The organism is Micromonospora sp. LHW51205 (genome assembly GCF_003315815.1).
Taxonomy (GTDB): Bacteria; Actinomycetota; Actinomycetes; order Mycobacteriales; family Micromonosporaceae; genus Micromonospora; species Micromonospora chalcea.
This window is the reverse complement of sequence record NZ_QMEZ01000001.1, coordinates 733,387-757,261: the sequence shown is the minus strand read 5'-3', so window position 1 is coordinate 757,261 and position 23,875 is coordinate 733,387. Positions and strand designations below refer to the sequence as shown.

Below are 23,875 nucleotides of genomic sequence, written 5' to 3'. Positions count from 1 at the left end.
CGTCCATCCTTCCGCACGTGCCGCCGTCGATCGCTCGGTGGCCGGAGAGACTACGCTCACTTCGGCAACTGTCCGCTTTCGTCCCCTGGGGGAGTCCGTGACCAGCCCCGCCGAGCCCGCGTCCGGCGACGCCGCGCAGGCCAGCCAGTTGATCAAGCCGTTGCGCGAACTGGCCGCGCTCGTCCTTCTCGGCGCCAACGCCGTGCTGCTCTTCGTCGGCCTGCTGCGCCTGCTGGTGCCGGTCGACGACTACAGCACGTTCAGCGGCCGGGCGGGAAGCACGTACTTCAGCTTCGTCGGCCTGGAGGCGACGGTCCTGCCGTTGCTCGCCGTCCTGATCGCCACCGTGATCCGCCCGGTCGTGCCGAAGGCCAAGCTGATCACGCAGGTGGCGCTGGTCGAGTACGCCGTGTCCGCCGTGTTCGGCGCGCTGACGTTCCTGATCTGGCTGGTCGGCCGGCTCGCCGACGGTGAGGTGCTCGATGCGTTCCTCGGTCTGCTGACCCGCGCTGCCTGGCTGGCGCTCTTCGCGGTCGCCGCGTTCGTGGTGTTCAAGATCTGGCGCACGCTCTACTACGTGCCGAAGCCCAAGGCGCAGCCGGGCGTGTACGGCCAGGCCCAGCCCGGCTGGCCGCAGCAGCCGGGGCAGCCCGGCGGCTACCCCGGTCCGGGTGGCTACCCGCAGCAGCCCGGCCCGGGCTACCCGCAGGCCGGCTCGCCGCCGCCCGGCTGGCCGCAGCAGCCCGGCCAGTACGGCCAGCCGCAGTCGGCGCCGCCGTTCAACACCGCGCCGCCGCACGCCCCGCAGTCCGGCCCGCCGTTCGCCGACCCGCAGTCGGCCCCGCAGGCCGGCTCGCCGTTCGCCGGTCCGCAGCAGGCGCCGCAGTACGGCTCGCCGCAGTCCGCGCCGCCGTTCGGCCAGCCGCCGTCGGCCGACCCGACGCAGGCGATCCCGCGCCAGTCCGCCGAACCGGGCGCGTCGACGCCCGCCGCCGACGACGAGCGCACCCAGCGGTTCGACCGCGAGGACCCGAACCAGCCCCGCTGAGCCGCGCGGCGGGCGACGGAGCGCCGTCGCCCGCCCGACGGCAGGCTCCCGACGGCCCGCGCCGGTCCCGCTGTGAGGCGGGCCACGCGGGCCGTCCCGTTGCCCGGACCGCGAGCGGGCGCGGGCGGCCTGTCGCCCGGCAGCGCATAGGCTGGGCGGATGGTTGATCGCAGCGACCCCGAACCGACCGAGGCGAGCGTCCGGCGGGCGCTGGGACGGGCCGCCACCGGCCGGGCGCTCGACGCCGACGAGGCCGGCGCGCTGCTCGCCGCGCGCGGGCAGATGCTCGACGAACTGCTCCGGATCGCCGGTGAGGTCCGCGACGCCGGGCTGCGCGACGCCGGGCGGCCGGGCGTGGTCACGTACTCGAAGAAGGTCTTCATCCCGCTGACCCGGCTCTGCCGGGACCGCTGCCACTACTGCACGTTCGCGACCGTGCCGCACCGGCTGCCCGCCGCCTACCTGGAGCGCGACGAGGTGCTGGCGATCGCCCGCGAGGGCGCCGCGCAGGGCTGCAAGGAGGCGCTGTTCACGCTCGGCGACCGGCCGGAGGAGCGGTGGCCGGCGGCCCGCCGGTGGCTGGACGAGCGGGGGTACGACTCGACGCTGGACTACCTGCGCGCCTGCGCGGTGGCGGTGCTGGAGGAGACCGGCCTGCTGCCCCACCTCAACCCGGGCGTGCTCACCTGGTCGGAGCTGCAGCGGCTCAAGCCGGTCGCGCCGAGCATGGGCATGATGCTGGAGACCACCGCCACCCGGCTCTGGTCCGAGCCGGGCGGCCCGCACTTCGGCTCACCGGACAAGGAGCCGGCGGTCCGCCTGCGGGTGCTCGACGACGCCGGCCGGGTCGGGGTGCCGTTCACCACCGGCATCCTGATCGGCATCGGCGAGAACCGGGCCGAGCGGGTCGACGCGATCTTCGCGATCCGCCGCGCGATGCGGGAGTACGGCCACCTCCAGGAGGTGATCGTGCAGAACTTCCGCGCCAAGCCGGACACGGCGATGCGCGGCATGCCGGACGCGGAGCTGCACGACCTGGCCGCCACCGTGGCGGTGGCCCGGGTGCTGCTCGGCCCGAAGGCCCGCATCCAGGCTCCGCCGAACCTGATCGCGGGCGAGTACGACCTGCTGCTGCGCGCCGGCATCGACGACTGGGGCGGCGTCTCCCCGGTCACGCCCGACCACGTCAACCCGGAGCGCCCCTGGCCGCACCTGGAGGAGCTGGCGGCGCGTACCGCGAGTGCCGGGTTCACGCTGCGCGAGCGGCTGACCGTCTACCCGGAGTACGTCCGCGCGGGCGGCCCGTGGCTGGACCCGCGCCTGCTGCCGCACGTCACGGCGCTCGCCGACCCGGCCACCGGGCTCGCGGTCGAGGAGGCCCGCCCGGTGGGGCAGCCCTGGCAGGAGCCGGAGGAGACCTACGGCGGCCGGACCGACCTGCACGCCACCATCGACGTCACCGGCCGCACCGAGGACCGGCGGGGCGACTTCGACAGCGTGTACGGCGACTGGGCCGAGGTGGCCGGCAAGGTGGCGCCGCAGGCGCGCGCGGGCGTACCCCTTGCCGGTGGCGCGGACGCCGACCTGCGCGCGGGCCTGCGGCTGGCCGCGGACGACCCGGCCGCGCTGCTGACGCCGGCGCACGAGGCGAAGGCGCTGGCGCTGTTCGGCGCGGACGGCCCGGCGCTGGACGAGCTGTGCCGGCTCGCCGACGACGCGCGCCGGGATGCGGTGGGTGACGACGTGACGTACGTGGTGAACCGGAACATCAACTTCACGAACGTCTGCTACGTGGGGTGCCGGTTCTGCGCGTTCGCCCAGCGGGAGAGCGACGCCGACGCGTTCCGGCTGTCCCTGGAACAGGTCGCCGACCGGGCCGAGGAGGCGTGGACGGCCGGCGCGACCGAGGTGTGCCTGCAGGGCGGCATCGACCCGAAGATGCCGGTCACCGGCTACGCCGACATCGTCCGGGCGATCAAGGCGCGGGTGCCGGGCATGCACGTGCACGCGTTCTCCCCGATGGAGATCGTCACCGCCGCCGCGAAGGCCGGCGTGCCGGTGCGGGAGTGGCTGCTCCAGCTCCGCGAGGCCGGGCTGGACACCATCCCGGGCACCGCCGCCGAGATCCTCGACGACGACGTGCGCTGGGTGCTCACCAAGGGCAAGCTGCCGGCCGCCGCCTGGGTCGAGGTGGTGAGCACGGCGCACGAGCTGGGCATCCGGTCCAGCTCCACGATGATGTACGGCCACGTCGACCACCCGGGCCAGTGGCTGGCCCACTTCCGGGTGCTGGCCGGGGTGCAGGACCGTACCGGCGGCTTCACCGAGTTCGTGGCGCTGCCGTTCGTGCACACGAACGCGCCGATCTACCTGGCCGGCATCGCCCGCCCGGGTCCGACGTGGCGGGAGAACCGGGCGGTGCACGCGATGGCCCGGCTGCTGCTGCACGGGCGGATCGGCAACATCCAGTGCTCCTGGGTGAAGCTCGGCGACGAGGGCACGGTGGCGATGCTGCGTGGCGGCTGCAACGACCTCGGCGGCACGCTGATGGAGGAGACCATCTCCCGGATGGCCGGCTCGGGCAACGGCTCGGCCCGTACCGAGGAGCAGTTGCGGGCCATCGCCACCGCCGCGGGCCGCCCGTTCCGCAAGCGGACGACCGCGTACGGTCACGCCGGCGCCTGAGGTCGAACCTTTCCCCGTCGCCTGCCGTACCTGTGGATGCCGGCGGCGGTTTCGGCGAGGACCGCCGCCGGTGACCCCAGAACCGGGGCCCGGCGGTGTCCGGGCGTCCCGGGCCCGTTGCGGCGCTGCGGCGCCGGTCCGGAAAGGTTGCCGATGAGCACTGACGAGACCACCGACGCGCCGAAGAAACGGCGGACCTGGCCGCGGTTGACCCGCAGGCAGACGCTCACCGCCGCGGCGAGCGCGACGCTGGGCGCCGCCGCCCTCACCGTGCCGGGCCTGTCCGCCGCGCAGAACTCCCCCACGGCGAGCCGGCGCGACGAGCCGATCGTGGCTCACCTCCGCGACGCCGCCACCGGCGCGATCGACGTCTTCGTCGGTACGACAAGGGTCGAGATCCGCGACCGCGGTCTGGCCGACCGCCTGGTGCGCGCCGCCGGCCGGCGCTGATCCCACCCCTCCACCGGCGTGGGCTCCCGGCGCCGGTTCCGTCTTCCGTTCCCCCGACGAAGGTGCGTCCGCCATGTCCTCTCACCGCGAGGCCCCGGAGATCGCCAAGGATCCGGTCGCCGACAGTTCCGACCTGTACGCGTTCGTCACGCCGAGCCAGCCGGACACGGTCACGTTGATCGCCAACTACGTGCCGGTGCAACTTCCCTCCGGCGGCCCGAACTTCTTCGAGTTCGGCGACGACGTCCGGTACGAGATTCACATCGACAACGACGGCGACGGTAATCCGGACGTCACCTATCGTTTCGAATTCACCACGGAGATCACGAACCAGAACAGCTTTCTCTACAACACCGGGCCGATCGAGTCGCTGGAGAGCAAGAACTGGAACCGGCGGCAGTTCTACCGGCTGACCCGGATCGCCGACGGCCGCGCGCGGGTGCTGGCGCACAAGCTGCCCTGCCCGCCCTGCAACGTCGGGCCGCTGTCCACCCCGAAGTACCAGAACCTGGTACGCCAGGCGACGTTCAAGCTGTCCACCGGCGAGAAGGTGTTCGCCGGCCAGCGTGCCGACGGCTTCTTCGTCGACCTGGGCGCGGTGTTCGACCTGGGCACGCTGCGGCCGTTCCAGCAGTTGCACGTGGCCGGCAAGAAGCTGTTCCAGGCCGAGGGTGAGCCGGTTAACGCGCTGGACCGGCTGAACGTGCACAGCATCGCCGTGCAGGTGCCGCTGAACCAGGTGCGCCGTAAGGCCGCCCGCTACGGCGTGGCCGACCGCGCCTCGACCATCGGGGTGTGGACCAGCGCGTCCCGCCAGCAGGTCCGGGTGCTCGGCGACCGGGTCTCCGCGGACACCGCGGCCGGCCCGTTCACCCAGGTGTCGCGGCTCGGCAACCCGTTGTTCAACGAGGTCATCGTGCCGATGTCCCGGAAGGACGTGTGGAACACGCTGCCGCCGTCGGAGGACAAGCGCTTCGCCGGGTTCGTCGAGCGGCCCGAGCTGGCCGCGCTGCTGCCGGCGCTGTACCCGGGCGTGTTCGGAAATCTGGACGCGCTGAACAAGTCCAAGAAGCCGCGCGCCGACCTGGTGGCGATCCTGCTCACCGGAATCCCGGCCGGACTGATCGACGGCTTCGCCAACACCACCGGCGACGTCCAGGCGGACATGCTGCGGCTGAACACGGCGATCCGGCCCAGCCGCACACCGGACCGGTTCGGCGTGCTCGGCGGCGACCTGGCCGGTTACCCGAACGGCCGTCGCGTCGCCGACGACGTGGTGACGATCGCGCTGCGTGCCATCGCGGGACTGACCGTGCCACTTGTCGACAAGACGTTCCGCCCGGACGCCGCCGCCGCGGCGGTCACGCCGGGTCTGAGCGCGGCCGACGTCACCGCGCCGTTCCTGGCCGACTTCCCGTTCCTCGGCACACCGTACGACGGGTTCGGCAACCCGCAGGCGAAGAAGTCCTGACGGGAGACGCGGATGTCACACCATCACGATCTCGGCCCGTCGGAGGTCGGCAGCGTCGTGCTCGACCTCGGCGGCGACCGCGGCGCGCTGATCATCCACACCGGCCGGGACCTGCACGGCCGGGAAATCGAGATCAGCCGGGCGGACCTCGACAGCCCGCGGACCCACTCCGCGGTACGCGAGCGGCACGTCCTGGACGGGGTCTTCCACAGTGCCGTCTACCCGGACCTGGAGGCGGGTGTCTATACCGTCTGGTGGGACGAGAACACATCGGCCGGCGCGATCTCTGTTACCGGTGGGTGTATCGCCGAATTCGTCTGGCCGACCAGCTCACCCGCCCGGGTGGACTGAACCGGCGACCGCGCCGACGCCTGCGCCCTGTCCACATGGTGGACGGGGCGCAGTCGGCGTTGGACGGCTCGGCGGGCGGTACCGCAACGAGCGCGTTACCCTTTGGCCCACCAATTCTGATCTTGGTACGAGCGGCCGGCGGGGGCGTCCGGCCGGCCCGCCGGCGGTGCGCCACGGCAGAAAACTTCCGGCAACTCGCCGGGGAGGGCGTTACTCGTCCGGGGTCTGAATCGATAGGGCAGGTTGCGAGGCTACGGGCGACCGCGGCGGTCGTCCCGGACGTGTCGGGAGGGCGACTCCATTATCAAGTTTGGCTTGACGGCGCACGCATTACACGCGTGTAATTTGAATGGGGTTGTTCGCACGGAACGCAACAAATGGTGACCGTACGGACAGGCACGCCTTTCGCGTGGGGGGTTGCAGCGGCGAATGACGCCGGTGCGCGACAAGGAGGCAATCGATGGACGGCCAGCTCGAGGTGGCCGACCTGCTCGGGAACGCGCCGGAGTGGCAGGAGCGGGCGCTCTGCTCGCAGACCGACCCGGAGGCGTTCTTTCCCGAGAAGGGCGGCTCGACCCGCGAGGCGAAGCGCATCTGCTCGCGGTGCGAAGTGAAGACGGAATGCCTGGAGTACGCGCTCGGCCACGACGAGCGGTTCGGAATCTGGGGTGGCCTCTCCGAGCGGGAGCGGCGCAAGCTCAAGCGGCGGGTCGCCGCCTGATCCACGTACGGGCCGACGGGCGGTGGGGGCCGTCCGGGCCCGGGTCGCTGTCCGGCCGGCGGGGGCCGGCCGGGTGGCGGCGTCAGGCCAGCTCGTCCGGGTCCACCCCGAGCAGATTCGCCACCTGCTCGATGATCACGTCGTGCACCAGGTCGGCGAGATCCTCGCGGTCCATCGCGCGGAACTCCAGCGGCCGCCGGTAGAGCACGATCCGGGGCGGCACCTCCTGGCGGCCGGGCCGCCCGGGCAGCAGCCGGGCGAGCGGCACCTCGCCGTCCTCCAGCACGTCCGAGTCGTAGACGTTCAGATCCGGCGGGACGTCCTCGACCGCGAACTCCACCCCGGCCAGCTCCTTGGCGAACCGGCGTTCGAGCGTCTCCACCGTGTCGAGCACCAGGTCGTCGAAGACCTCGGCCTTCGTCCGGGCCAGCGGGACGGTGGCCGGCACCAGCCGCCCGCGCAGCCCGCGACCGTGCCGGTCACGGTGGGTGCGCCGGCCGGAGCCGGGGCGGCGGTTCTGCGGGCTCGTCATGACGGACAGGGTAGCCCGGGGTGGCGGTCCACCCGTCGCCGCGAGGCTGTCCGGCGCGCCGGGGCGCCGATCGGAGGAATTGTGATCACCATGACGGGCGTGTCGTAACGCGAAGCGGTGCGCCGGACCCGGTAATGGGGATACCCTGCCGCCGTGAGGTCACCACGGCGCTGCTCCCGTAACGGCTGCCCCCGGCAAGCGGTCGCCACATTGACCTATGTCTACAACGAGTCGACGGCGGTGGTGGGCCCGCTCGCCGCGTTCGCCGAACCGCACACGTACGACCTGTGTGAGCCGCACGCCCGCAGCCTGACCGCCCCGCGCGGCTGGGACGTGGTGCGGCACGAGGGTGAGTTCGAGCCGCCGCCGCCCACCACCGACGACCTGGTGGCGCTGGCCGAGGCGGTCCGTGAGGCCGCCCGCCCCGCCCCGCCCCGTCCCCCCGAGGACGAACCCACCACCAAGCCCCAGGCCCCCCACCAGCAGGGCCGCCGGGGCCACCTCCGGGTCATCCCACCCCACCACTGACCGACCCCGCCGCCCTCCGCGCGTTGATCAAGGAGTTTGTGTCAAGGAAACCGTGTCCGGGAGACACAAACTCCTTGATCAACGGATTGGGAACCCGGGGTCAGTGGCCCAGGAAGCGGTTGAAGAGGTCGGCTCGGCGGGACGTGCGGGACGTACGGTGCTCGGTGTGGTCGGCTGAGGACATGATCCTCAGGCCGGCGTTCATCGCCAGCCAGCGCAGCGGCTCCGGTTCCCAGCGCGGGGAGCGGTGGCCCACCCAGGGAAGTGCCGTGAGGTCGGTCTCCACGCCGCGGATCAGGTCGGCCAGCGTACGACCGGCGAGGTTGCTGGTGCCCACTCCGTCACCGACGTACCCGCCGGCCCAGGCGAGCCCGGTGCGGCGGTTCAGCCCCACCGACGCGGCCCAGTCCCGGGCCACGCCGAGCGGCCCGCCCCAGGCGTGCGTCACCGGCACGTCCGGCCCGAGCACCGGGAACAGTTCCCCGAGCGTCCGGCGCAGCGCCGCGAACACCCGCGGCTCCCGGTCGAAGCCCGGCCGCACCCGGGAGGCGTAGTGGTAGGGCGCGCCCCGCCCGCCGAACGCGAGCCGGCCGTCGGCGGTGCGCTGGCCGTACACGATGACGTGCCGGTAGTCGGAGAACGTCTCCCGCTCCGCCAGCCCGATCCGCGCCCACGTCTCCTCGGGCAGCGGCGGGGTGGCCACCATCAGCGAGTAGACGGGCGCCACCGTGCGCCGCTGGCCGGGTAGCCCGGGCGTGTAGCCCTCGGTCGCGCGGACCACCACCGGCGCCCGGACCACGCCCGCCGGTGTCACCGCCGCGCCCGGCCGCAGCGCGGTCACCGGGGTGCGCTCGTGGATGCGTACGCCCCGGCGCTCCACCGCCCGCGCCAGGCCCCGGACCAGCTTCGCCGGGTGCACGGCGGCGCAGTGCGGGGTGTACGTGCCGCCGCGTACCCCCTCGGCGTCGCACCGCGCGGCGGCCTCGGCGGCGTCCAGCAGCGTCAGGTCGTCGTCGGTGAGCCCGTGCGCGTGGGCCTGGTCGACCTCGGCGCGGGCCCGGTCGAGCTGGACCTCGCTGCGCGCCAGCGTCACCGTGCCGCCGGCCCGCCAGTCGCAGTCGATGCCCTCGGCGGCGGTGACCCGCCCCACCTCGCCGACCGTGTCGTGCATGGCCCGTTGCAGGGCGAGCGCGCGGTCCCGGCCGTGGCGTCGGGCCAGCGCCGGCAGCGAGGTGGGGAACAGCGCCGAGCACCAGCCGCCGTTGCGCCCGGATGCGCCGTACCCGGCGATCTCCCGCTCCAGCACGACGACGCGCAACGTGGGGTCGGCCTCGGCCAGGTAGTACGCCGTCCACAGCCCGGTGTACCCGGCGCCCACGATCGCCACGTCGGCGTCCGTGTCGCCGGGCAACCCGGGTCGCGGTGTCAGCGGCTCGTCCAGGCTGGACAGCCAGTACGAGAGGTGCCGGTAACCGGTCATCGGCGTCAGAGCCGGGACCACGCCTCGGTCAGCACCGCGCGCAGGATCTGCTCGATCTCGTCGAAGTGCTGCTGGTCGGCGATCAGCGGCGGGGCGAGCTGCACCACCGGGTCGCCACGGTCGTCGGCCCGGCAGTAGAGCCCGGCGTCGAACAGCGCGGTGGACAGGAAGCCGCGCAGCAGCCGCTCCGACTCGGCCTCGTCGAACGTCTCCCGCGTGGTCTTGTCCTTGACCAGCTCGATGCCGTAGAAGTAGCCGTCACCGCGGACGTCGCCGACGATCGGCAGGTCGTGCAGCTTCTCCAGGGTGGACCGGAACGCGCCCTCGTTGGCCCGGACGTGCCCGATCAGGTCCTCCCGGGCGAACACCTCCAGGTTGGCCAGCGCGACCGCGCAGGAGACCGGGTGGCCGCCGAACGTCACGCCGTGCGCGAACATGCCGGTCTCGGTGAGGAACGGCTCCATCAGCCGCTCGCTGGCGATCATCGCGCCGAGCGGGGCGTAGCCGGAGGTGATGCCCTTGGCGGTGGTGATGATGTCCGGCTGGTAGCCGTACCGCACCGCGCCGAAGTACTCGCCGAGCCGGCCCCAGGAGCAGATCACCTCGTCGCTGACCAGCAGCACGTCGTACGCGTCGCAGATCTCGCGTACCCGCTCGAAGTATCCGGGCGGCGGCGGGAAGCAGCCGCCGGAGTTCTGCACCGGCTCCAGGAAGACGGCGGCGACCGTCTCCGGCCCCTCCCGCTCGATCGCGCGGCCGATCTCCTCGGCGGCCCAGCGGCCGAACGCCTCGGGGTCGTCGCCGTGTTCGGGGGCGCGGTAGAAGTTGGTGTTCGGCACCTTGATGCCACCCGGCACCAGCGGCTCGAAGTCGGTCTTGATGCCGGGCAGGCCGGTGATCGACAGCGCGCCCATCGAGGTGCCGTGGTAGGCGATGTAGCGGCTGACCACCTTGTGCTTGGTGGGCTTGCCGGTGCGCTTGAAGTAGGCCCGGGCCAGCTTCCACGCCGCCTCGACGGCCTCGGAGCCGCCGGTGGTGAAGAAGACCCGGTTCAGGTCGCCGGGCGTGAGCGTGGCGATCTTCTCGGCCAGCTCGACGGCCTTCGGGTGGGCGTACGACCAGAGTGGGAAGTAGGCCAGCTCGCCGGCCTGCTTGGCGGCGGCCTCGGCCAGCTCGGCGCGGCCGTGGCCGGCGTTGACGACGAACAGCCCGGCCAGCCCGTCCAGGTAGCGGCGGCCCTGCGCGTCCCAGACGTACGCGCCCTCGCCCCGGACGATTGTCGGAACCTCGCCGGCGGGGTAGCTCGCCATGCGGGTGAAGTGCATCCACAGGTGGTCGGTGGCGTTGGCCATGTCAGCCCCATCGGGTCTCGGGCCGGTCAGGGGTGACACCGGCCGCTCTGCCCACGGTTATCCCACAGGCGGTGCCGATAAGGCAAGCGAAGAAGCTTCACCGCGACGGATTCAGCGCCATATCACTGTGCTGTCAACGGAATCCGCATCAGGCGGTGCCCCAACTGTAGGTCTGCTTGCGCAGCTTCAGGTAGACGAACGCCTCGGTGGAGAGCACTCCGGGCACGCCGCGCAGCTTCTGCAGGATCTCCAGCAGGTGCGCGTCGTTGCGGCAGACCACCTCGGCCAGCAGGTCGAACGAGCCGGCGGTGATCACCACGTAGTCGATCTCCTCGAACTCGGCCAGCCGGTCGGCCACCGACTCCAGGTCACCGTCGGTGCGCAGCCCGATCATGGCCTGGCGGGGGAAGCCGAGCTGGAGCGGATCGGTGACCGCGACGATCTGCATGACGCCCGCGTCGAGCAGTCGCTGCACCCGCTGGCGTACCGCCGCCTCGGAGAGGCCCACCGCCTTGCCGATGCTCGCGTACGGGCGGCGCCCGTCCTCCTGGAGCTGCTCGATGATCTGCTTCGCCACGTCGTCGAGCAGAACGTGATTGGCGCCTTCACGCACGGTGACCCGACGGCCGCCGTTGGCGTTCTCCTGGTGCCGGTTGACCATCGACGCTCCTTGTATCCGATTCTTCGTATCGAGCGTAGTGCCCCGCGCAGTCTGGCGTATTTCGTGGCGACTGGCTATTCCAGCAACGGAATCCCTTGTGAGAGAGGTTTTCTCATGTCAGGATCAGTCGTCCATCGCCACTGACCCTCCCGCCGGCGTGCCGCCCCCCGTCCCGCCGCCGACGATGCCCCCCAAGGAGTCGTCACATGCGTAGTCCCCTTCGGACCCTCACCCGGCGTGGTCTGCTCACCGGGACCGTCGGCTCGGCCGCACTGCTCGCCACCGCGGGCGCCCTGGCCGGCTGCGGGACCAAGGGCGCCCAGCAGACCGAAGCCGGTTGCAAGAGCGAGGATCTGTCCGCCACCGAGAAGAAGGTCGCCTTCTCGAACTGGCCGCAGTACATGGACACCGACGAGAAGGACGAGTCCAAGCGCCCCACGCTCGACGCGTTCGTCGCCGCCACCGGCATCCAGGTGACGTACACCGAGGACGTCAACGACAACAACGAGTTCTTCGGCAAGGTGCGCAACCAGCTCGCCGGGTGTCAGAGCACCGGCCGGGACATCATGGTGCTCACCGACTGGATGGCCGCCCGGGTGATCCGCCTCGGCTGGGTCCAGAAGCTGGACAAGTCGAAGATGCCGAACGTCGAGGCGAACCTGCTGCAGTCGCTGCGCGGTCGCTCCTTCGACGCCGAGACCCAGCTCGCCGTCCCGTGGCAGTCCGGTCTCGCCGGGCTCGCGTACAACGCGAACGTCACCAAGGAGATCCGCACCGTCGACGAGCTGCTCACCCGCCCCGATCTCAAGGGCAAGGTGACGGTGCTGTCGGAGATGCGCGACACCATCGGCCTGCTGCTCCAGTCGCTCGGCCACGACCCGGCCAAGTTCACCTCGGCCCAGTTCGACGACGCGCTGAACAAGCTGAAGAAGGCCGTGGACAGCAAGCAGATCCGGCGGTTCACCGGCAACGACTACGCGCCCGATCTGGCCAAGGGCGACATCGCCGCGTGCATCGGCTGGTCCGGCGACGTGGTCCAGCTCGGCTTCGACGACGAGAAGATCAAGTTCGTGGTGCCCGAGTCCGGCGTGATGCTCTGGTCGGACAACATGCTGGTGCCGAACAAGGCCACCCACAAGGCCAACGCCGAGGCGTTGATGAACCACTACTACGACCCGGCGGTGGCGGCGAAGCTGGCCGCGTACGTCAACTACATCTGCCCGGTGCAGGGCGCGCAGGCCGAGATGGAGAAGATCGACCCGGACCTGGCGAGCAACCCGCTGATCTTCCCGGACGACACGATGCTGTCCAAAGCCAAGGTCTTCATGGCGCTCGACGAGGCGCAGGAGAAGGAGTACGAGACCAAGTTCCAGCAGGTGATCGGCGCGTGAAGGGGCAGCAGACCCCGGCCGGCGACCTGCGCCTGGTCGACCTGACCAAGCGGTTCGGCGTCTTCACCGCCGTCGACGACCTCACCCTCACCATCCCGCAGGGCTCGTTCTTCGCCCTGCTCGGCGCGTCCGGCTGCGGCAAGACCACCACACTGCGGATGATCGCCGGGCTGGAGCAGCCGACCAGCGGGCAGGTGCTGCTCGGCGAGCAGGACATCGCCGGGCTGCGGCCGTACAAGCGGCCGGTGAACACCGTCTTCCAGAGCTACGCGCTCTTCCCGCATCTGGACATCCACGAGAACGTGGCGTTCGGGCTGCGCCGCCGCGGCATCCGCAAGGTGAGCGACCAGGTCGAGCGGATGCTCGCGCTGGTGCAGCTCGAAGGGTACGGCCGGCGCCGCCCGGCCCAGCTCTCCGGCGGCCAGCAGCAGCGCGTCGCGCTGGCCCGGGCGCTCATCAACCACCCGCAGGTGCTGCTGCTCGACGAGCCGCTCGGCGCGCTCGACCTGAAGCTGCGCCGGCAGATGCAGATCGAGCTGAAGCGGATCCAGACCGAGGTCGGCATCACGTTCGTGCACGTCACCCACGACCAGGAGGAGGCCATGACGATGGCCGACACGGTCGCGGTGATGAACGCCGGCCGGATCGAGCAGCTCGGCGCGCCCGCCGAGATCTACGAGTACCCGGCCACCGCGTTCGTGGCGAACTTCCTCGGCCAGTCCAACCTGCTCGCCGCCGAAGCCGGCGGGCGCGCCGCCGACGACGTGCTGGTCACGGCGCACGGCTCGCGCTTCTCGGTGCCCGCCGGCCGGGCCCGGCTCACCGACGGGCCGGCCTTCCTCGGCGTACGTCCGGAGAAGCTGCACCTGGTCGACGACCCGGACCGGGTGCCGGCCGGACACCAGCACGTCGGTGGCGTGGTCAGCGACGCCTCCTACGTCGGGGTGAGCACCCAGTACCTGGTGCGCACCGCGTGGGGCAGCGAGCTGACCGCGTTCGCCGCGAACAGCGGGCTGGGCGGTCAGTTGGCGGTCGGCACGGCGGTGACCGCGCACTGGGATCCGCGGCACGCGTTCCTGCTGCCCCGGGCCGCCGGTGAGGACGACCAGACCGCGCCGCTGCTCGACGAGCCGCCGGTGGGTGCGTCGGCATGAGCGAGCGCAGCGAGCGAATCGGCTGGCTCAGCGCGAAGGTGTCTCATGGCGGCACGGAGCGAAGCGGAGTGGCGGCATGAGCGCGCTGGCCCACGTACCGGCCTCCGCCGGGAAACCGGCGCCGCCGCCGGTGCGGCGCGGGCGCAGCCGGCTCCTGCCGTACCTGTTGCTGCTGCCCGGCGCGGTCTGGCTGCTCGTCTTCTTCGCGCTGCCGCTGGTGCAGCTCGCCTCGGCCAGCCTCTACGACCCGGCCGGCTCGCTCTCCACCGGGTACGCGATGACCTGGGCGTTCGGCAACTACCCGGACGCGCTCCAGGCGTACTGGCCGCAGTTCTCCCGGTCGTTCCTCTACTCGGCCATCGCGCTGGTGCTCGCGCTGCTGATGGGCTACCCGCTGGCGTACGCGATCGCGCAGAAGGCCGGCCGGTGGAAGAACCTGCTGCTGGTGGCCGTGGTCGCGCCGATGTTCACCAGCTTCCTGGTGCGCACGCTGGCCTGGAAGACCATCCTGTCGGACAACGGCGCGCTGGTCGGGCTGCTGCGCGACGTGCACCTGCTCGGACCGGACGGCCGGCTGCTGGCCACCCCGATCGCCGTGGTGCTCGGCCTGACGTACAACTTCCTGCCGTTCCTGGTGCTGCCGCTGTACGCGAGCCTGGAGCGGCTCGATCCCCGGCTGCTGGAGGCGGCCAGCGACCTGTACGCGAGCCCGCTGCGCGCGTTCGCCAAGGTCACGCTGCCGCTGTCGATGCCCGGCCTGATCGCCGGCACGCTGCTGTTCTTCATCCCGGCCACCGGTGACTACATCAACGCCGAGCTGCTCGGTACGCCGAACGAGTACATGATCGGCAACGTCATCGACTCGGCGTTCCTGGTCCGGCTGGACTATCCGCAGGGCGCGGCGCTGTCGTTCCTGCTGATGGCCGCGATCCTGGCGATCGTCTTCGTCTACCTGCGGAAGGCCGGCACGGAGGAGGTGCTGTGATGAGCGCGAGGAGCGCAGCGAAGCGGAGCCCCGCAGTCGCGAATGGAGGCAGGCTCTGATGAGGCGCTGGCTCGCCGACCGGTGGGTGATGGGCGTGGCCCTGCTCGTCCTCGGCTACCTGACGCTGCCGATCATGGTGGTCGCCGGTCTGTCCTTCAACCGGCCCTCCAGCCGGCTCTCCTACGATTTCAACGAGTTCACGCTCGACAACTGGAAGCAGCCCTGCGCCACCTCGGACATGTGCGACGCCGTGGTGCGCAGCATGCAGATCGGGCTCATCGCCACAGTCGTCTCCACGCTCCTCGGCACGCTGATGGCGTTCGCGCTGGTCCGGCACAGCTTCCGCGGGCGGTCCGGGCTCAACGGGCTGATCTTCCTGCCGATGGCCACCCCGGAACTCGTGATGGGCACCTCGCTGCTCGCCCTCTTCGTCGCCGCCGGGGTGCCGCAGGGCTTCTGGACCATCGTCATCGCGCACGTCATGTTCTGCGTGTCGTTCGTCGTGGTCACCGTGAAGGCCCGGCTCTCCGGCATGGACCGGCGGCTGGAGGAGGCCGCGATGGACCTGTACGCCAGCGAGTGGCAGACGTTCCGGCGGATCACGCTGCCGCTGGTGCTGCCGGGCATCGTGGCCGCCGCGCTGCTGGCCTTCTCGCTCAGCTTCGACGACTTCATCATCACGAACTTCAACGCCGGCACCACAGTCACGTTCCCCATGTACGTCTGGGGCGCCTCCCAGCGGGGCATCCCGCCGCAGGTGAACGTGATCGGCACGGCCATGTTCGTGATCGCGTTGCTGCTGGTCGGGGCCACCTCGCTGCGCGGGCGGCGGGCGCGACGGGCCGCCCTCGCGGTGGTCGCCACACCGGTGGGCAAGCCATGACACTCCCGCATACCGGCCGGGCGCTGGCCGACGCCGCGCCCGTGCCGTACTGGCTGGACCGCCCGGAGCGGCCCGACCCGCTGCCGCCGCTGTCCGGCTCGCACACCGCCGACCTGCTCGTGGTCGGCGGCGGGTACGCCGGACTGTGGACCGCGCTGCTCGCAAAGGAGGCCGACCCGGACCGGGACGTGCTGCTGGTCGACGCGGGCACGTGCGGCTGGGCGGCGTCCGGGCGCAACGGCGGGTTCTGCGCCGCCTCGCTGACCCACGGGCTTGCCAACGGCGTCGAGCGGTTCCCCGGCGAGATCGGCGAGCTGGAACGGCTGGGCCGGGAGAACCTGGACGCCATCGCCGCCACGGTGGCGAAGTACGACATCGACTGCGACTTCGAACGCACCGGTGAGCTGGCGGTGGCGGTCGAGCCGTACCAGCTCGACGGGCTCGCCGCGGACGCCGAGCTGGCCCGCCGGTACGGCCACGACGTGCGGCTGCTCGACCGCGACGAGGTACGCGCCGAGGTGGCGTCGCCGACGTACCTGGGCGGGATGTGGGATCGCGACCGGGTGGCGCTGCTCGACCCGGCGAAGCTCGCCTGGGGACTGCGCCGGGCCGCGCTCGACCTGGGCGTACGCGTGCACGAGCGCACCCGCGTCACCGGCCTGGCCGGCGACGGCGCGGCGCTGCTCGCCAGCACGGCGGGCGGCGCGGACGCGGCGCCCGGCGCGGTACGGGCGCGGCAGGTCGTGCTGGCCACGAACGCGTTCCCGCCGCTGCTGCGCCGGCTGCGCTCCTGGATCGTGCCGGTCTACGACTACGCGCTGATGACCGAGCCGCTGACCGCCGCGCAGCGCGACGCGATCGGCTGGCGGCACCGGCAGGGGCTCGCCGACACCGGCAACCAGTTCCACTACTACCGGCTCACCGCCGACAACCGGATCCTGTTCGGCGGCTACGACGCGATCTACCACTACGGCAACCGGGTGGCGCCCGCGCTGGAGCAGCGCGAGGCCACCTTCACCACGCTCGCCTCGCACTTCTTCACGACGTTCCCGCAGCTCGCCGATGTGCGCTTCAGTCACCGCTGGGGTGGCGTGATCGACACCTGCACCCGGTTCTGCGCGTTCTTCGGCACCGCGTACTCCGGACGCCTGGCGTACGCGGCCGGGTTCACCGGGCTCGGCGTGGGCGCGACGCGATTCGGCGCCCGCGTGACGCTCGACCTGCTCTCCGGCACCGACACCCCGCTGACCCGGCTCGACCTGGTGCGCCGCAAGCCGCTGCCGTTCCCGCCGGAACCGGTCCGGTCCGTGGGCATCAACCTCACCCGCTGGTCGCTCGCCCGCGCCGACGCGCGCGACGGACGGCGCAACCTCTGGCTCCGTACTCTCGACCGTCTTGGACTGGGGTTCGACTCCTGATGCGTATCCTCCTCGTCGGCGCCGGTGGCGTCGGCTCCGCAGCCGTATCCATCGCCGCCCGCCGTACCTTCTTCGAGCTCATGGTGGTCGCCGACCACGACCCGGCGCGGGCGGCGCGGGCCGTCGCCGGGCACGGCGACCGGTTCGTCGCCGCCACTGTGGACGCTTCCTCCGCCGACGCGGTGGCCGCGCTGTGCCGGGAACACCGGATCACGCACGTCCTGAACGCGGTCGACCCGCGTTTCGTCATGCCGATCTTCGACGGCGCGTTCGCCGCCGGGGCCGACTACCTGGACATGGCGATGTCGCTGTCCCGGCCGCACCCCGAGCGTCCCTACGCCGAGACCGGGGTCAAGCTCGGCGACGAGCAGTTCGCCGTCGCGGAGCGGTGGGCCGCCGCGGGGCGGCTCGCGCTCTGCGGCATCGGCGTCGAACCGGGCCTGTCCGACGTCTTCGCCCGCTACGCCGCCGACGAACTCTTCGCCGAGATCGACGAGATCGGGGTACGCGACGGCGCGAACCTGACAGTTGCCGGCTACGACTTCGCGCCCTCGTTCTCCATCTGGACCACCATCGAGGAGTGCCTCAACCCGCCGGTGATCTGGGAGGCCGGGCGCGGCTGGTTCACCACCGAACCGTTCAGCGAGCCGGAGGTCTTCGACTTCCCGGCCGGGATCGGCCCGGTCGAGTGCGTCAACGTCGAGCACGAGGAGGTGCTGCTCATCCCGCGCTGGGTCCAGGCGAAGCGGGTCACCTTCAAGTACGGCCTCGGCGCCGAGTTCATCGAGGTGCTGCGCACGCTGCACAAGCTCGGGCTCGACTCGACCGAGCCGGTGCGGGTACGCGGCGTCGACGTGTCGCCGCGCGACCTGGTGGCCGCCGCGCTGCCCGACCCGGCCACGCTCGGCGACCGGATGAGCGGCAAGACCTGCGCCGGCACGTACGTCACCGGCACCGGCCCGGACGGGCAGCCGCGCCGGGTCTACCTGTACCACGTGGTCGACAACGAGTGGTCGATGGCCGAGTACGGCCACCAGGCGGTGGTCTGGCAGACCGCCGTCAACCCGGTCGTCGCGCTGGAGCTGCTCGCCACCGGCGCCTGGTCCGGCACGGGCGTGCTCGGTCCCGAGGCGTTCCCGCCGACCCCCTTCCTCGACCTGCTCACCGGCTACGGTTCGCCGTGGGGGATGGAGGAACGATGACCCGGTACGGCCCGATGTACGGCCCCGACATCACGTTCCTCGGCGTGCCGCCGTGCACGGTCGAGGAGCCGGTCACGTACGCCGACGCGGACGTGGTGATCATCGGGGCGCCGTTCGACGGTGGCACCTCGCACCGGCCCGGCACCCGGTTCGGGCCGTCCGCCATCCGGCAGGCCTGCTACCTGCCGCACGACGGCTCCCGCCCGTCGCTGGCGCTGCGCGTGGACGGGCTGAAGGACCTGTGCGTCTACGACGCCGGGGACGTGGAGATGTTCGCCGGCGACATCGAGCGTTCGCTCGCCGCGCTGGAGACCGCCGTGCACGCGGTCGCCGCCGCCGGGGCGATCCCGGTGGTCCTCGGCGGCGACCACTCCATCGCGCTGCCCGACGCCACAGGCGTGGCCCGGCACCACGGGCTCGGCCGGGTGTCGCTGGTGCACTTCGACGCGCACGCCGACACCGGGGACGTCGAGTTCGGTTCGCTGCACGGCCACGGCCAGCCGATGCGCCGGCTCATCGAGTCCGGTGCGGTACGCGGCGACCGCTTCCTGCAGATCGGGCTGCGCGGCTACTGGCCCGGCCCGGACACGCTGGCGTGGATGGCCGAGCAGCGGATGCGCTCGTACGAGATGACCGAGATCGTGGCGCGCGGCCTCGACACCTGCCTGACCGAGGCGTTCGGCATCGCGACCGACGAGTGCGAGGGCGTGTTCCTCTCCGTCGACGTGGACGTGGTCGACCCCGGCATGGCCCCCGGCACCGGCACGCCCGAGCCGGGCGGGTTCACCTCCCGGCAACTGCTCGACGCGGTCCGCCGGGTCTGTTACGAGCTGCCGGTGGTCGGGTTGGACGTGGTCGAGGTCGCCCCGCCGTACGACCACGCCGACATCACCGCGTACCTGGGCAACCGGGTGGTGCTGGAGGCGCTCTCAGCGATAGCCCGCCGCCGCCACGACGCCGAAACCGGAACCCCGTGGAACCCCACCCAGCCGCTCCTGGATGACCGCTGACTGGTAGGCCGGGATGTTTAGCCCGGGCTATAGTCAGGGCATGGGTGCGGACGGGAAGCGCTGGTCGGTCCGGGTCACCGGAGAGGTCCGGCACTGGCTGCGCGACCTGCGGGACCACGACCCGGCGTCGTACGAGAGCGTCCGGGTGGCGGTGGACAAGCTGGCCGAGGTCGGGCCGGGGCTGGGCCGCCCGCTCGTGGACACGCTGCGCGGAAGCAGTCTCCGTAATCTCAAGGAGTTGCGGCCCCGCTCCGGTCGGGACGTGGCTATCCGGGTGCTGTTCGTCTTCGATCCGTGGTCGCAGGCGGTCCTGCTGGTCGCCGGCAACAAGGCGGGCGACTGGAGTCGCTGGTACCGGCAGCACATCCCGGCGGCGGAGGTTGCCTACAAGGCTTGGCTCGACAGCGAGCGCGAGCGAAGGGGGGAGTCGTGACGGAGTTCTATCACTGGGACGAGGTCCGCGCCGAACTCGGCGGCGACGACGAGGCCTACGAGGCGGAGCGCGCCCGGACCGACGCCTGGGTGAGCGCGTTCCACCTGGCCGAGGAGCGCAAGCGGCTGGGCCTGACCCAGCGGCAGGTCGCCGAGATCATGGGGGTCACGCCCGGCCGGGTGAGCCAGATCGAGAACGGCGACCTCGACGTCAACGAGGTGGCAACGCTGAGCCGGTACGCCAATGCCCTCGGAGCCCGGCTGCGGATCATCTTCGACTACGGCGACGACCTCCGGCAGATCGCCTGACCGGAGGCCGCCGAGACGGTCAGGGGCGGGCGCAGCGGGGGCGCAGGCGTACGGGCTCGGTGGTTTCGGTGATCGAGTTGGGCTCGATCACCAGGCGGGCGATCGTGGTGGCCGGGCCGGGGCGGAACCTGCCCTGGTCGGCGGGGATGGTCGCGGTCCAGGTGCCGGCGGTGCGCTCGTCGGTGCACGCGCCGATCACGCCGAACCCGAAGCCGTTGACCGAGCCGCGCCGCTGCTCCAGGTGCACCTCGATGTACGCGAGGCCGCGCTCGGCGCCGCAGTCGAACCGGCCGCCGACGGTGGCGGTGTGCGCCCGCCCGTCGGCCGTGCCGAACCAGTTGACGGAGATGCTGGGGGAGGCCGCCGGGGCGGCGACGGCGGCGCCGGGTGCGAGCCCGAGCGTGGCGGCGGTGGCCAAGGCGGTGAGGCCGGCGGCGAGCACTGGCTGTCGGACCGGGTGCATGGGCGGTCTCCTGTCGGGCGGTGGGATGCGACTCCGAAGTGGACGGCGTCAGCATCCCACCGCCGCGATGCCCGCGAGCTGCAAGATCTCGGACAGATCAGCGGTTCAGGTGGGACCGGATGAGGAACCGGACGCCCTCCGGGGCCTCCAGGGAGAAGCCGCTGCCCCGGCCGGGCACCACGTCGACGGTGAGCCGGGTGTGCTTCCACAGCTCCCACTGGGCTTTCGACATCCAGAACTCCACCGGCTCGGGTACGCCGTCGACAGTCAGCGAGGCGAGCAGCACGTCCGAGCCGCCGGTGCGGAACTCACCGGCCGGGTAGCACATCGGGGCGCTGCCGTCGCAGCAGCCGCCGGACTGGTGGAACATCAGCGGGCCGTGCTGCCCCCGCAGCGACCGGATCAGGTCGGCCGCCGCGGGGGTCACTGTCACGATGTCGCGCATCAGAAGAAGCCGAGCTTCTTCGGCGAGTAGCTGACCAGGAGGTTCTTGGTCTGCTGGTAGTGCTCCAGCATCATCTTGTGGTTCTCCCGGCCGATGCCGGACTGCTTGTAGCCGCCGAACGCCGCGTGCGCCGGGTAGGCGTGGTAGCAGTTCGTCCAGACCCGGCCGGCCTGGATGGCGCGCCCGGCCCGGTACGCGGTGTTGAGGTCCCGGGTCCACACGCCCGCGCCGAGCCCGTACAGCGTGTCGTTGGCGATCTTCACGGCGTCGTCCAGGTCGGCGAAGGAGGTCACCGACACCACCGGGCCGAAGATCTCCTCCTGGAAGATCCGCATCGAGTTGTCGCCCTCGAAGATCGTCGGCTGGACGTAGTAGCCGCCGGACAGCTCGCCGCCGAGGTCGGCCCGCTCGCCGCCGGCCAGGACGCGAGCGCCCTCCTGCCGCCCGATGTCCAGGTAGGACAGGATCTTCTCCAGCTGGTCGTTGGAGGCCTGCGCGCCGACCATCGTGTCGGTGTCCAGCGGGTGCCCCTGCTTGACCGCCTTCGTCCGCTCGACGGCGGCGGCGAGGAAGTCGGAGTAGTGGCCCTGCTGGATGAGCGCCCGGGACGGGCAGGTGCACACCTCGCCCTGGTTGAGGGCGAACATGGTGAAGCCTTCGAGAGCCTTGTCCAGGAAGTCGTCGGAGGCGGCGCTGACGTCGTCGAAGAAGATGTTCGGGCTCTTGCCACCGAGTTCCAGCGTGACCGGCTTGATGTTCTCGCTGGCGTACTGCATGATCAGCCGCCCGGTGGTGGTCTCGCCGGTGAACGCCACCTTCGCCACCCGCGGCGAGGACGCCAGCGGCTTGCCCGCCTCGACGCCGAAGCCGTTCACCACGTTGATCACGCCCGGCGGCAGCAGGTCGCCGATCAGCGAGAGCAGGTAGTGGATCGAGGCGGGCGTCTGCTCGGCCGGCTTGAGCACCACCGCGTTGCCGGCGGCCAGCGCCGGGGCGAGCTTCCACACCGCCATGAGGATCGGGAAGTTCCACGGGATGATCTGCCCGACCACGCCGAGCGGCTCGTGGAAGTGGTAGGCGACGGTGTCGTCGTCGAGTTCGCCGAGCGAGCCCTCCTGCGCCCGGATCGCCCCGGCGAAATAGCGGAAGTGGTCGATCGCGAGCGGGATGTCGGCGGCGAGCGTCTCGCGTACCGGCTTGCCGTTCTCCCACGTCTCGGCGATCGCCAGGGACTCCAGGTTGTCCTGCATGCGGTCGGCGATCCGGTTGAGGATCAGCGAGCGTTCGGCGACCGACGTGCGGCCCCACGCGTCGGCCGCGCCGTGTGCCGCGTCCAGCGCCTTCTCCACGTCCTCGGCGGTGCCCCGGGCCACCTCGCAGAAGGTCTGCCCGGTCACCGGGGTCGGGTTCTCGAAGTACTTGCCACCGTGCGGCTTCACGTACTCGCCGCCGATGTAGTGGTCGTAGCGGGACTGCCAGTGGGTGGGGGCGTCGTAGCGCGTCATGGGTACCTCCGCCGTCCGTCTGGGGTGGATGGCGGGCAGGCTAGTTTCCAGGACGTTGCAGGAACGTTGCGCGCGGCAGCGCGTACTCCTCGGCGAGCTGGCGGGCCCGCGCGAGCGCGAGCGGCCGGCGGGGCGCGCCCGGCGGCAGCGCCCGCGCCAGGGCCTGCCAGGCGGCCAGGTCGTCGGCGCCGGCCGCCGTCGCGGTCCAGGCCGCGAGCAGCCCCGGGTCGCCGCCGGCCAGCACGGCGGCGCGCAACTGGCCGTCGACCAGGCGGCGCAGTCGCGCGACTCCCGGTGCGTCCGACAGGGGCAGCAGGGGCCCACGGTACGCGCGCAGCGCCGCCGCCGGATCGCCACGTTCCAGCAGTTCGGTGACGGTACGGAAGTCGGCGCGTACGGTCGGGCGCAGCCGGTACGGGCGGGAGTCGAGCAGTTCCTCGCCGAGCACGCGGCGCAGCCGGGACAGCTCGGCGCGCAGCGTGACCGGGTGCCGCCTGTCGTCGCCGTAGAGGTCGAGGCCGAGCTGTTCCCCGGTGCGCCCCTCGGGATGGTCGACGAGCAGCACCAGCAGCTCGCTGTGCCGGCGACCGAGCCGGATGCGCCGGCCGCCGACGCGCAGCTCCGCCTCGTCGCGGCCGAGCGCCGACACGTACGCGACGTCCGGCGCGGCGGGCGCGACGCCGGCCAGGAACGCCTCGGCGGCCCGGGCGGTGGCCCGGACCAGAGCCAGGCTCTGCGGGTTGGCCAGGTGGTCCCCGCCGGTGATGTCGACGGCGCCCAGCAGCGCGCCGCTGACCGGGTCGTGGATCGGCGCGGCGGCGCAGGTCCAGCGCTGCACCGGCCGCACGAAGTGCTCGGTGGCGAAGATCTGCACGCCGTGGTCGACGGCGAGGGCGGTGCCGGGCGCGTTCGTGCCGGCGTGCGCCTCGTCCCAGCGTGCGCCCGGTACGAAGTTCATCCGCTCGGCGTGCCGCAGCACCCCAGGGTGGCCCTCCACCCAGAGCAGCCGCCCGGCGGCGTCGCAGACCGCCATCAGGTGCGCGCCGTCCTGCGCGATGCCGCCGAGCAGGTCGCGGAAGAGCGGCATCACCCGGGCGAGCGGGTGCGCGGCGCGGTACGTCTCCAGCGCGTCGTCGGTGAGGTCGACCGGCGCGGTGGCCTCCGGGTCGAGCAGCGCGGACCGCTCCCAGGAACGGGCCACCACCTCCCGGACCCGGCCGGATGTGGTGCCGGCGGTGAGGAACGCCTCGTGGGCGGCACCGACCTGCGCGATCCGCTCCGCCGGATCCGCGCCGAACTCCAGGGCGAGCCACGGGTCAGCCACCAGCGCCTCCTTCCACCCATCGTGACCCACCTCACGCCCGAGCGCCAATGCGTGATCCGGGTCACTTCAGCGGTG

24 protein-coding genes are annotated in these 23,875 nt (G+C 72.0%); 16 read left to right on the top strand and 8 right to left on the bottom strand.

Going from position 1 to position 23,875, the window contains the following annotated elements; all coding sequences use genetic code 11:
• Positions 1-97 precede the first annotated feature (97 nt).
• The 6 genes from DQE82_RS03495 to DQE82_RS03470 all read left to right on the top strand — a co-directional run bounded on the left by DQE82_RS03495 (position 98) and on the right by DQE82_RS03470 (position 6,726).
• Complete coding sequence (locus DQE82_RS03495) at positions 98-1,048, top strand: hypothetical protein (protein ID WP_043326476.1); 951 nt, start codon at positions 98-100, stop codon at positions 1,046-1,048.
• A gap of 159 nt (positions 1,049-1,207) precedes the next feature.
• A complete protein-coding gene (locus DQE82_RS03490) occupies positions 1,208-3,733 on the top strand; it encodes a bifunctional FO biosynthesis protein CofGH (RefSeq protein ID WP_113971995.1) in 2,526 nt (841 codons plus the stop codon).
• A 153-nt stretch (positions 3,734-3,886) separates the two neighbouring features.
• Positions 3,887-4,183: a hypothetical protein gene (locus DQE82_RS03485; RefSeq protein ID WP_030501355.1), complete on the top strand. Its 297-nt coding sequence runs from the start codon at positions 3,887-3,889 to the stop codon at positions 4,181-4,183.
• A 73-nt stretch (positions 4,184-4,256) separates the two neighbouring features.
• Complete coding sequence (locus DQE82_RS03480) at positions 4,257-5,654, top strand: DUF4331 domain-containing protein (protein WP_113971994.1); 1,398 nt, start codon at positions 4,257-4,259, stop codon at positions 5,652-5,654.
• Positions 5,655-5,666: 12 nt separating this feature from the next.
• Positions 5,667-6,005 carry a hypothetical protein gene (locus tag DQE82_RS03475; protein WP_043326469.1) on the top strand — a complete coding sequence of 113 codons (339 nt, stop codon included), beginning with the start codon at positions 5,667-5,669 and terminating at the stop codon, positions 6,003-6,005.
• A gap of 460 nt (positions 6,006-6,465) precedes the next feature.
• A complete protein-coding gene (locus DQE82_RS03470) occupies positions 6,466-6,726 on the top strand; it encodes a WhiB family transcriptional regulator (RefSeq protein ID WP_013284161.1) in 261 nt (86 codons plus the stop codon).
• 82 nt (positions 6,727-6,808) lie between these two features.
• Here the strand turns inward: DQE82_RS03470 and DQE82_RS03465 are convergent, their stop codons facing one another.
• Positions 6,809-7,258 carry a metallopeptidase family protein gene (locus DQE82_RS03465; protein ID WP_018787548.1) on the bottom strand — a complete coding sequence of 150 codons (450 nt, stop codon included), beginning with the start codon at positions 7,256-7,258 and terminating at the stop codon, positions 6,809-6,811.
• Between the two features lie 153 nt (positions 7,259-7,411).
• On the opposite strand from DQE82_RS03465, the gene DQE82_RS03460 reads away from it, so the two are divergent.
• The gene (locus DQE82_RS03460) at positions 7,412-7,786 is read left to right on the top strand and encodes a DUF3499 domain-containing protein (protein WP_043326466.1); all 375 of its coding nucleotides are present in this window, start codon (positions 7,412-7,414) and stop codon (positions 7,784-7,786) included.
• Positions 7,787-7,886: 100 nt separating this feature from the next.
• On the opposite strand, the gene DQE82_RS03455 is transcribed toward DQE82_RS03460, so the two are convergent.
• The 3 genes from DQE82_RS03455 to DQE82_RS03445 all read right to left on the bottom strand — a co-directional run bounded on the left by DQE82_RS03455 (position 7,887) and on the right by DQE82_RS03445 (position 11,279).
• Complete coding sequence (locus DQE82_RS03455; protein WP_113972357.1) at positions 7,887-9,266, bottom strand: FAD-binding oxidoreductase; 1,380 nt, start codon at positions 9,264-9,266, stop codon at positions 7,887-7,889.
• A gap of 5 nt (positions 9,267-9,271) precedes the next feature.
• Entirely contained in the window at positions 9,272-10,618 is a 1,347-nt protein-coding gene (locus DQE82_RS03450) for an aspartate aminotransferase family protein (protein WP_043326464.1), read from the bottom strand.
• A gap of 148 nt (positions 10,619-10,766) precedes the next feature.
• The gene (locus DQE82_RS03445) at positions 10,767-11,279 is read right to left on the bottom strand and encodes an Lrp/AsnC family transcriptional regulator (protein WP_030501361.1); all 513 of its coding nucleotides are present in this window, start codon (positions 11,277-11,279) and stop codon (positions 10,767-10,769) included.
• A 206-nt stretch (positions 11,280-11,485) separates the two neighbouring features.
• On the opposite strand from DQE82_RS03445, the gene DQE82_RS03440 reads away from it, so the two are divergent.
• From DQE82_RS03440 to DQE82_RS03400, 9 genes are all read left to right on the top strand, one after another.
• Positions 11,486-12,670, top strand: coding sequence for a spermidine/putrescine ABC transporter substrate-binding protein (locus tag DQE82_RS03440; protein ID WP_064447711.1), 1,185 nt, complete (start codon positions 11,486-11,488; stop codon positions 12,668-12,670).
• The gene (locus tag DQE82_RS03435; protein WP_113971993.1) at positions 12,667-13,824 is read left to right on the top strand and encodes an ABC transporter ATP-binding protein; all 1,158 of its coding nucleotides are present in this window, start codon (positions 12,667-12,669) and stop codon (positions 13,822-13,824) included. Before DQE82_RS03440 ends, DQE82_RS03435 begins: the two co-directional genes overlap by 4 nt.
• Positions 13,825-13,900: 76 nt before the next feature.
• A complete protein-coding gene (locus DQE82_RS03430) occupies positions 13,901-14,809 on the top strand; it encodes an ABC transporter permease (protein ID WP_113971992.1) in 909 nt (302 codons plus the stop codon).
• 58 nt (positions 14,810-14,867) lie between these two features.
• Complete coding sequence (locus tag DQE82_RS03425) at positions 14,868-15,692, top strand: ABC transporter permease (RefSeq protein WP_113971991.1); 825 nt, start codon at positions 14,868-14,870, stop codon at positions 15,690-15,692.
• Positions 15,689-17,110 (top strand): FAD-binding oxidoreductase, encoded by a 1,422-nt coding sequence (locus DQE82_RS03420; protein ID WP_113971990.1) that lies wholly within the window; start codon positions 15,689-15,691, stop codon positions 17,108-17,110. The genes DQE82_RS03425 and DQE82_RS03420 overlap by 4 nt, the downstream gene beginning before the upstream one ends.
• Entirely contained in the window at positions 17,110-18,312 is a 1,203-nt protein-coding gene (locus DQE82_RS03415) for a saccharopine dehydrogenase family protein (RefSeq protein ID WP_113971989.1), read from the top strand. Before DQE82_RS03420 ends, DQE82_RS03415 begins: the two co-directional genes overlap by 1 nt.
• A complete protein-coding gene (gene speB / locus DQE82_RS03410) occupies positions 18,309-19,322 on the top strand; it encodes an agmatinase (RefSeq protein WP_113971988.1) in 1,014 nt (337 codons plus the stop codon). The genes DQE82_RS03415 and speB overlap by 4 nt, the downstream gene beginning before the upstream one ends.
• 40 nt (positions 19,323-19,362) lie before the next feature.
• Positions 19,363-19,755: a type II toxin-antitoxin system RelE/ParE family toxin gene (locus DQE82_RS03405; protein WP_043326449.1), complete on the top strand. Its 393-nt coding sequence runs from the start codon at positions 19,363-19,365 to the stop codon at positions 19,753-19,755.
• Positions 19,752-20,063, top strand: a complete 312-nt coding sequence (locus DQE82_RS03400) for a helix-turn-helix domain-containing protein (RefSeq protein ID WP_013284175.1) — start codon at positions 19,752-19,754, stop codon at positions 20,061-20,063. Before DQE82_RS03405 ends, DQE82_RS03400 begins: the two co-directional genes overlap by 4 nt.
• A 19-nt stretch (positions 20,064-20,082) precedes the next feature.
• On the opposite strand, the gene DQE82_RS03395 is transcribed toward DQE82_RS03400, so the two are convergent.
• From DQE82_RS03395 to DQE82_RS03380, 4 genes are all read right to left on the bottom strand, one after another.
• Positions 20,083-20,526 (bottom strand): hypothetical protein, encoded by a 444-nt coding sequence (locus tag DQE82_RS03395; RefSeq protein WP_113971987.1) that lies wholly within the window; start codon positions 20,524-20,526, stop codon positions 20,083-20,085.
• Positions 20,527-20,623: 97 nt separating this feature from the next.
• Positions 20,624-20,971 (bottom strand): DUF779 domain-containing protein, encoded by a 348-nt coding sequence (locus tag DQE82_RS03390; protein ID WP_113971986.1) that lies wholly within the window; start codon positions 20,969-20,971, stop codon positions 20,624-20,626.
• Positions 20,971-22,476 (bottom strand): aldehyde dehydrogenase, encoded by a 1,506-nt coding sequence (gene adh, locus DQE82_RS03385; protein WP_043326441.1) that lies wholly within the window; start codon positions 22,474-22,476, stop codon positions 20,971-20,973. The genes DQE82_RS03390 and adh overlap by 1 nt, the downstream gene beginning before the upstream one ends.
• Positions 22,477-22,516: 40 nt before the next feature.
• A complete protein-coding gene (locus DQE82_RS03380; protein ID WP_064447716.1) occupies positions 22,517-23,800 on the bottom strand; it encodes a hypothetical protein in 1,284 nt (427 codons plus the stop codon).
• Positions 23,801-23,875 lie beyond the last annotated feature (75 nt).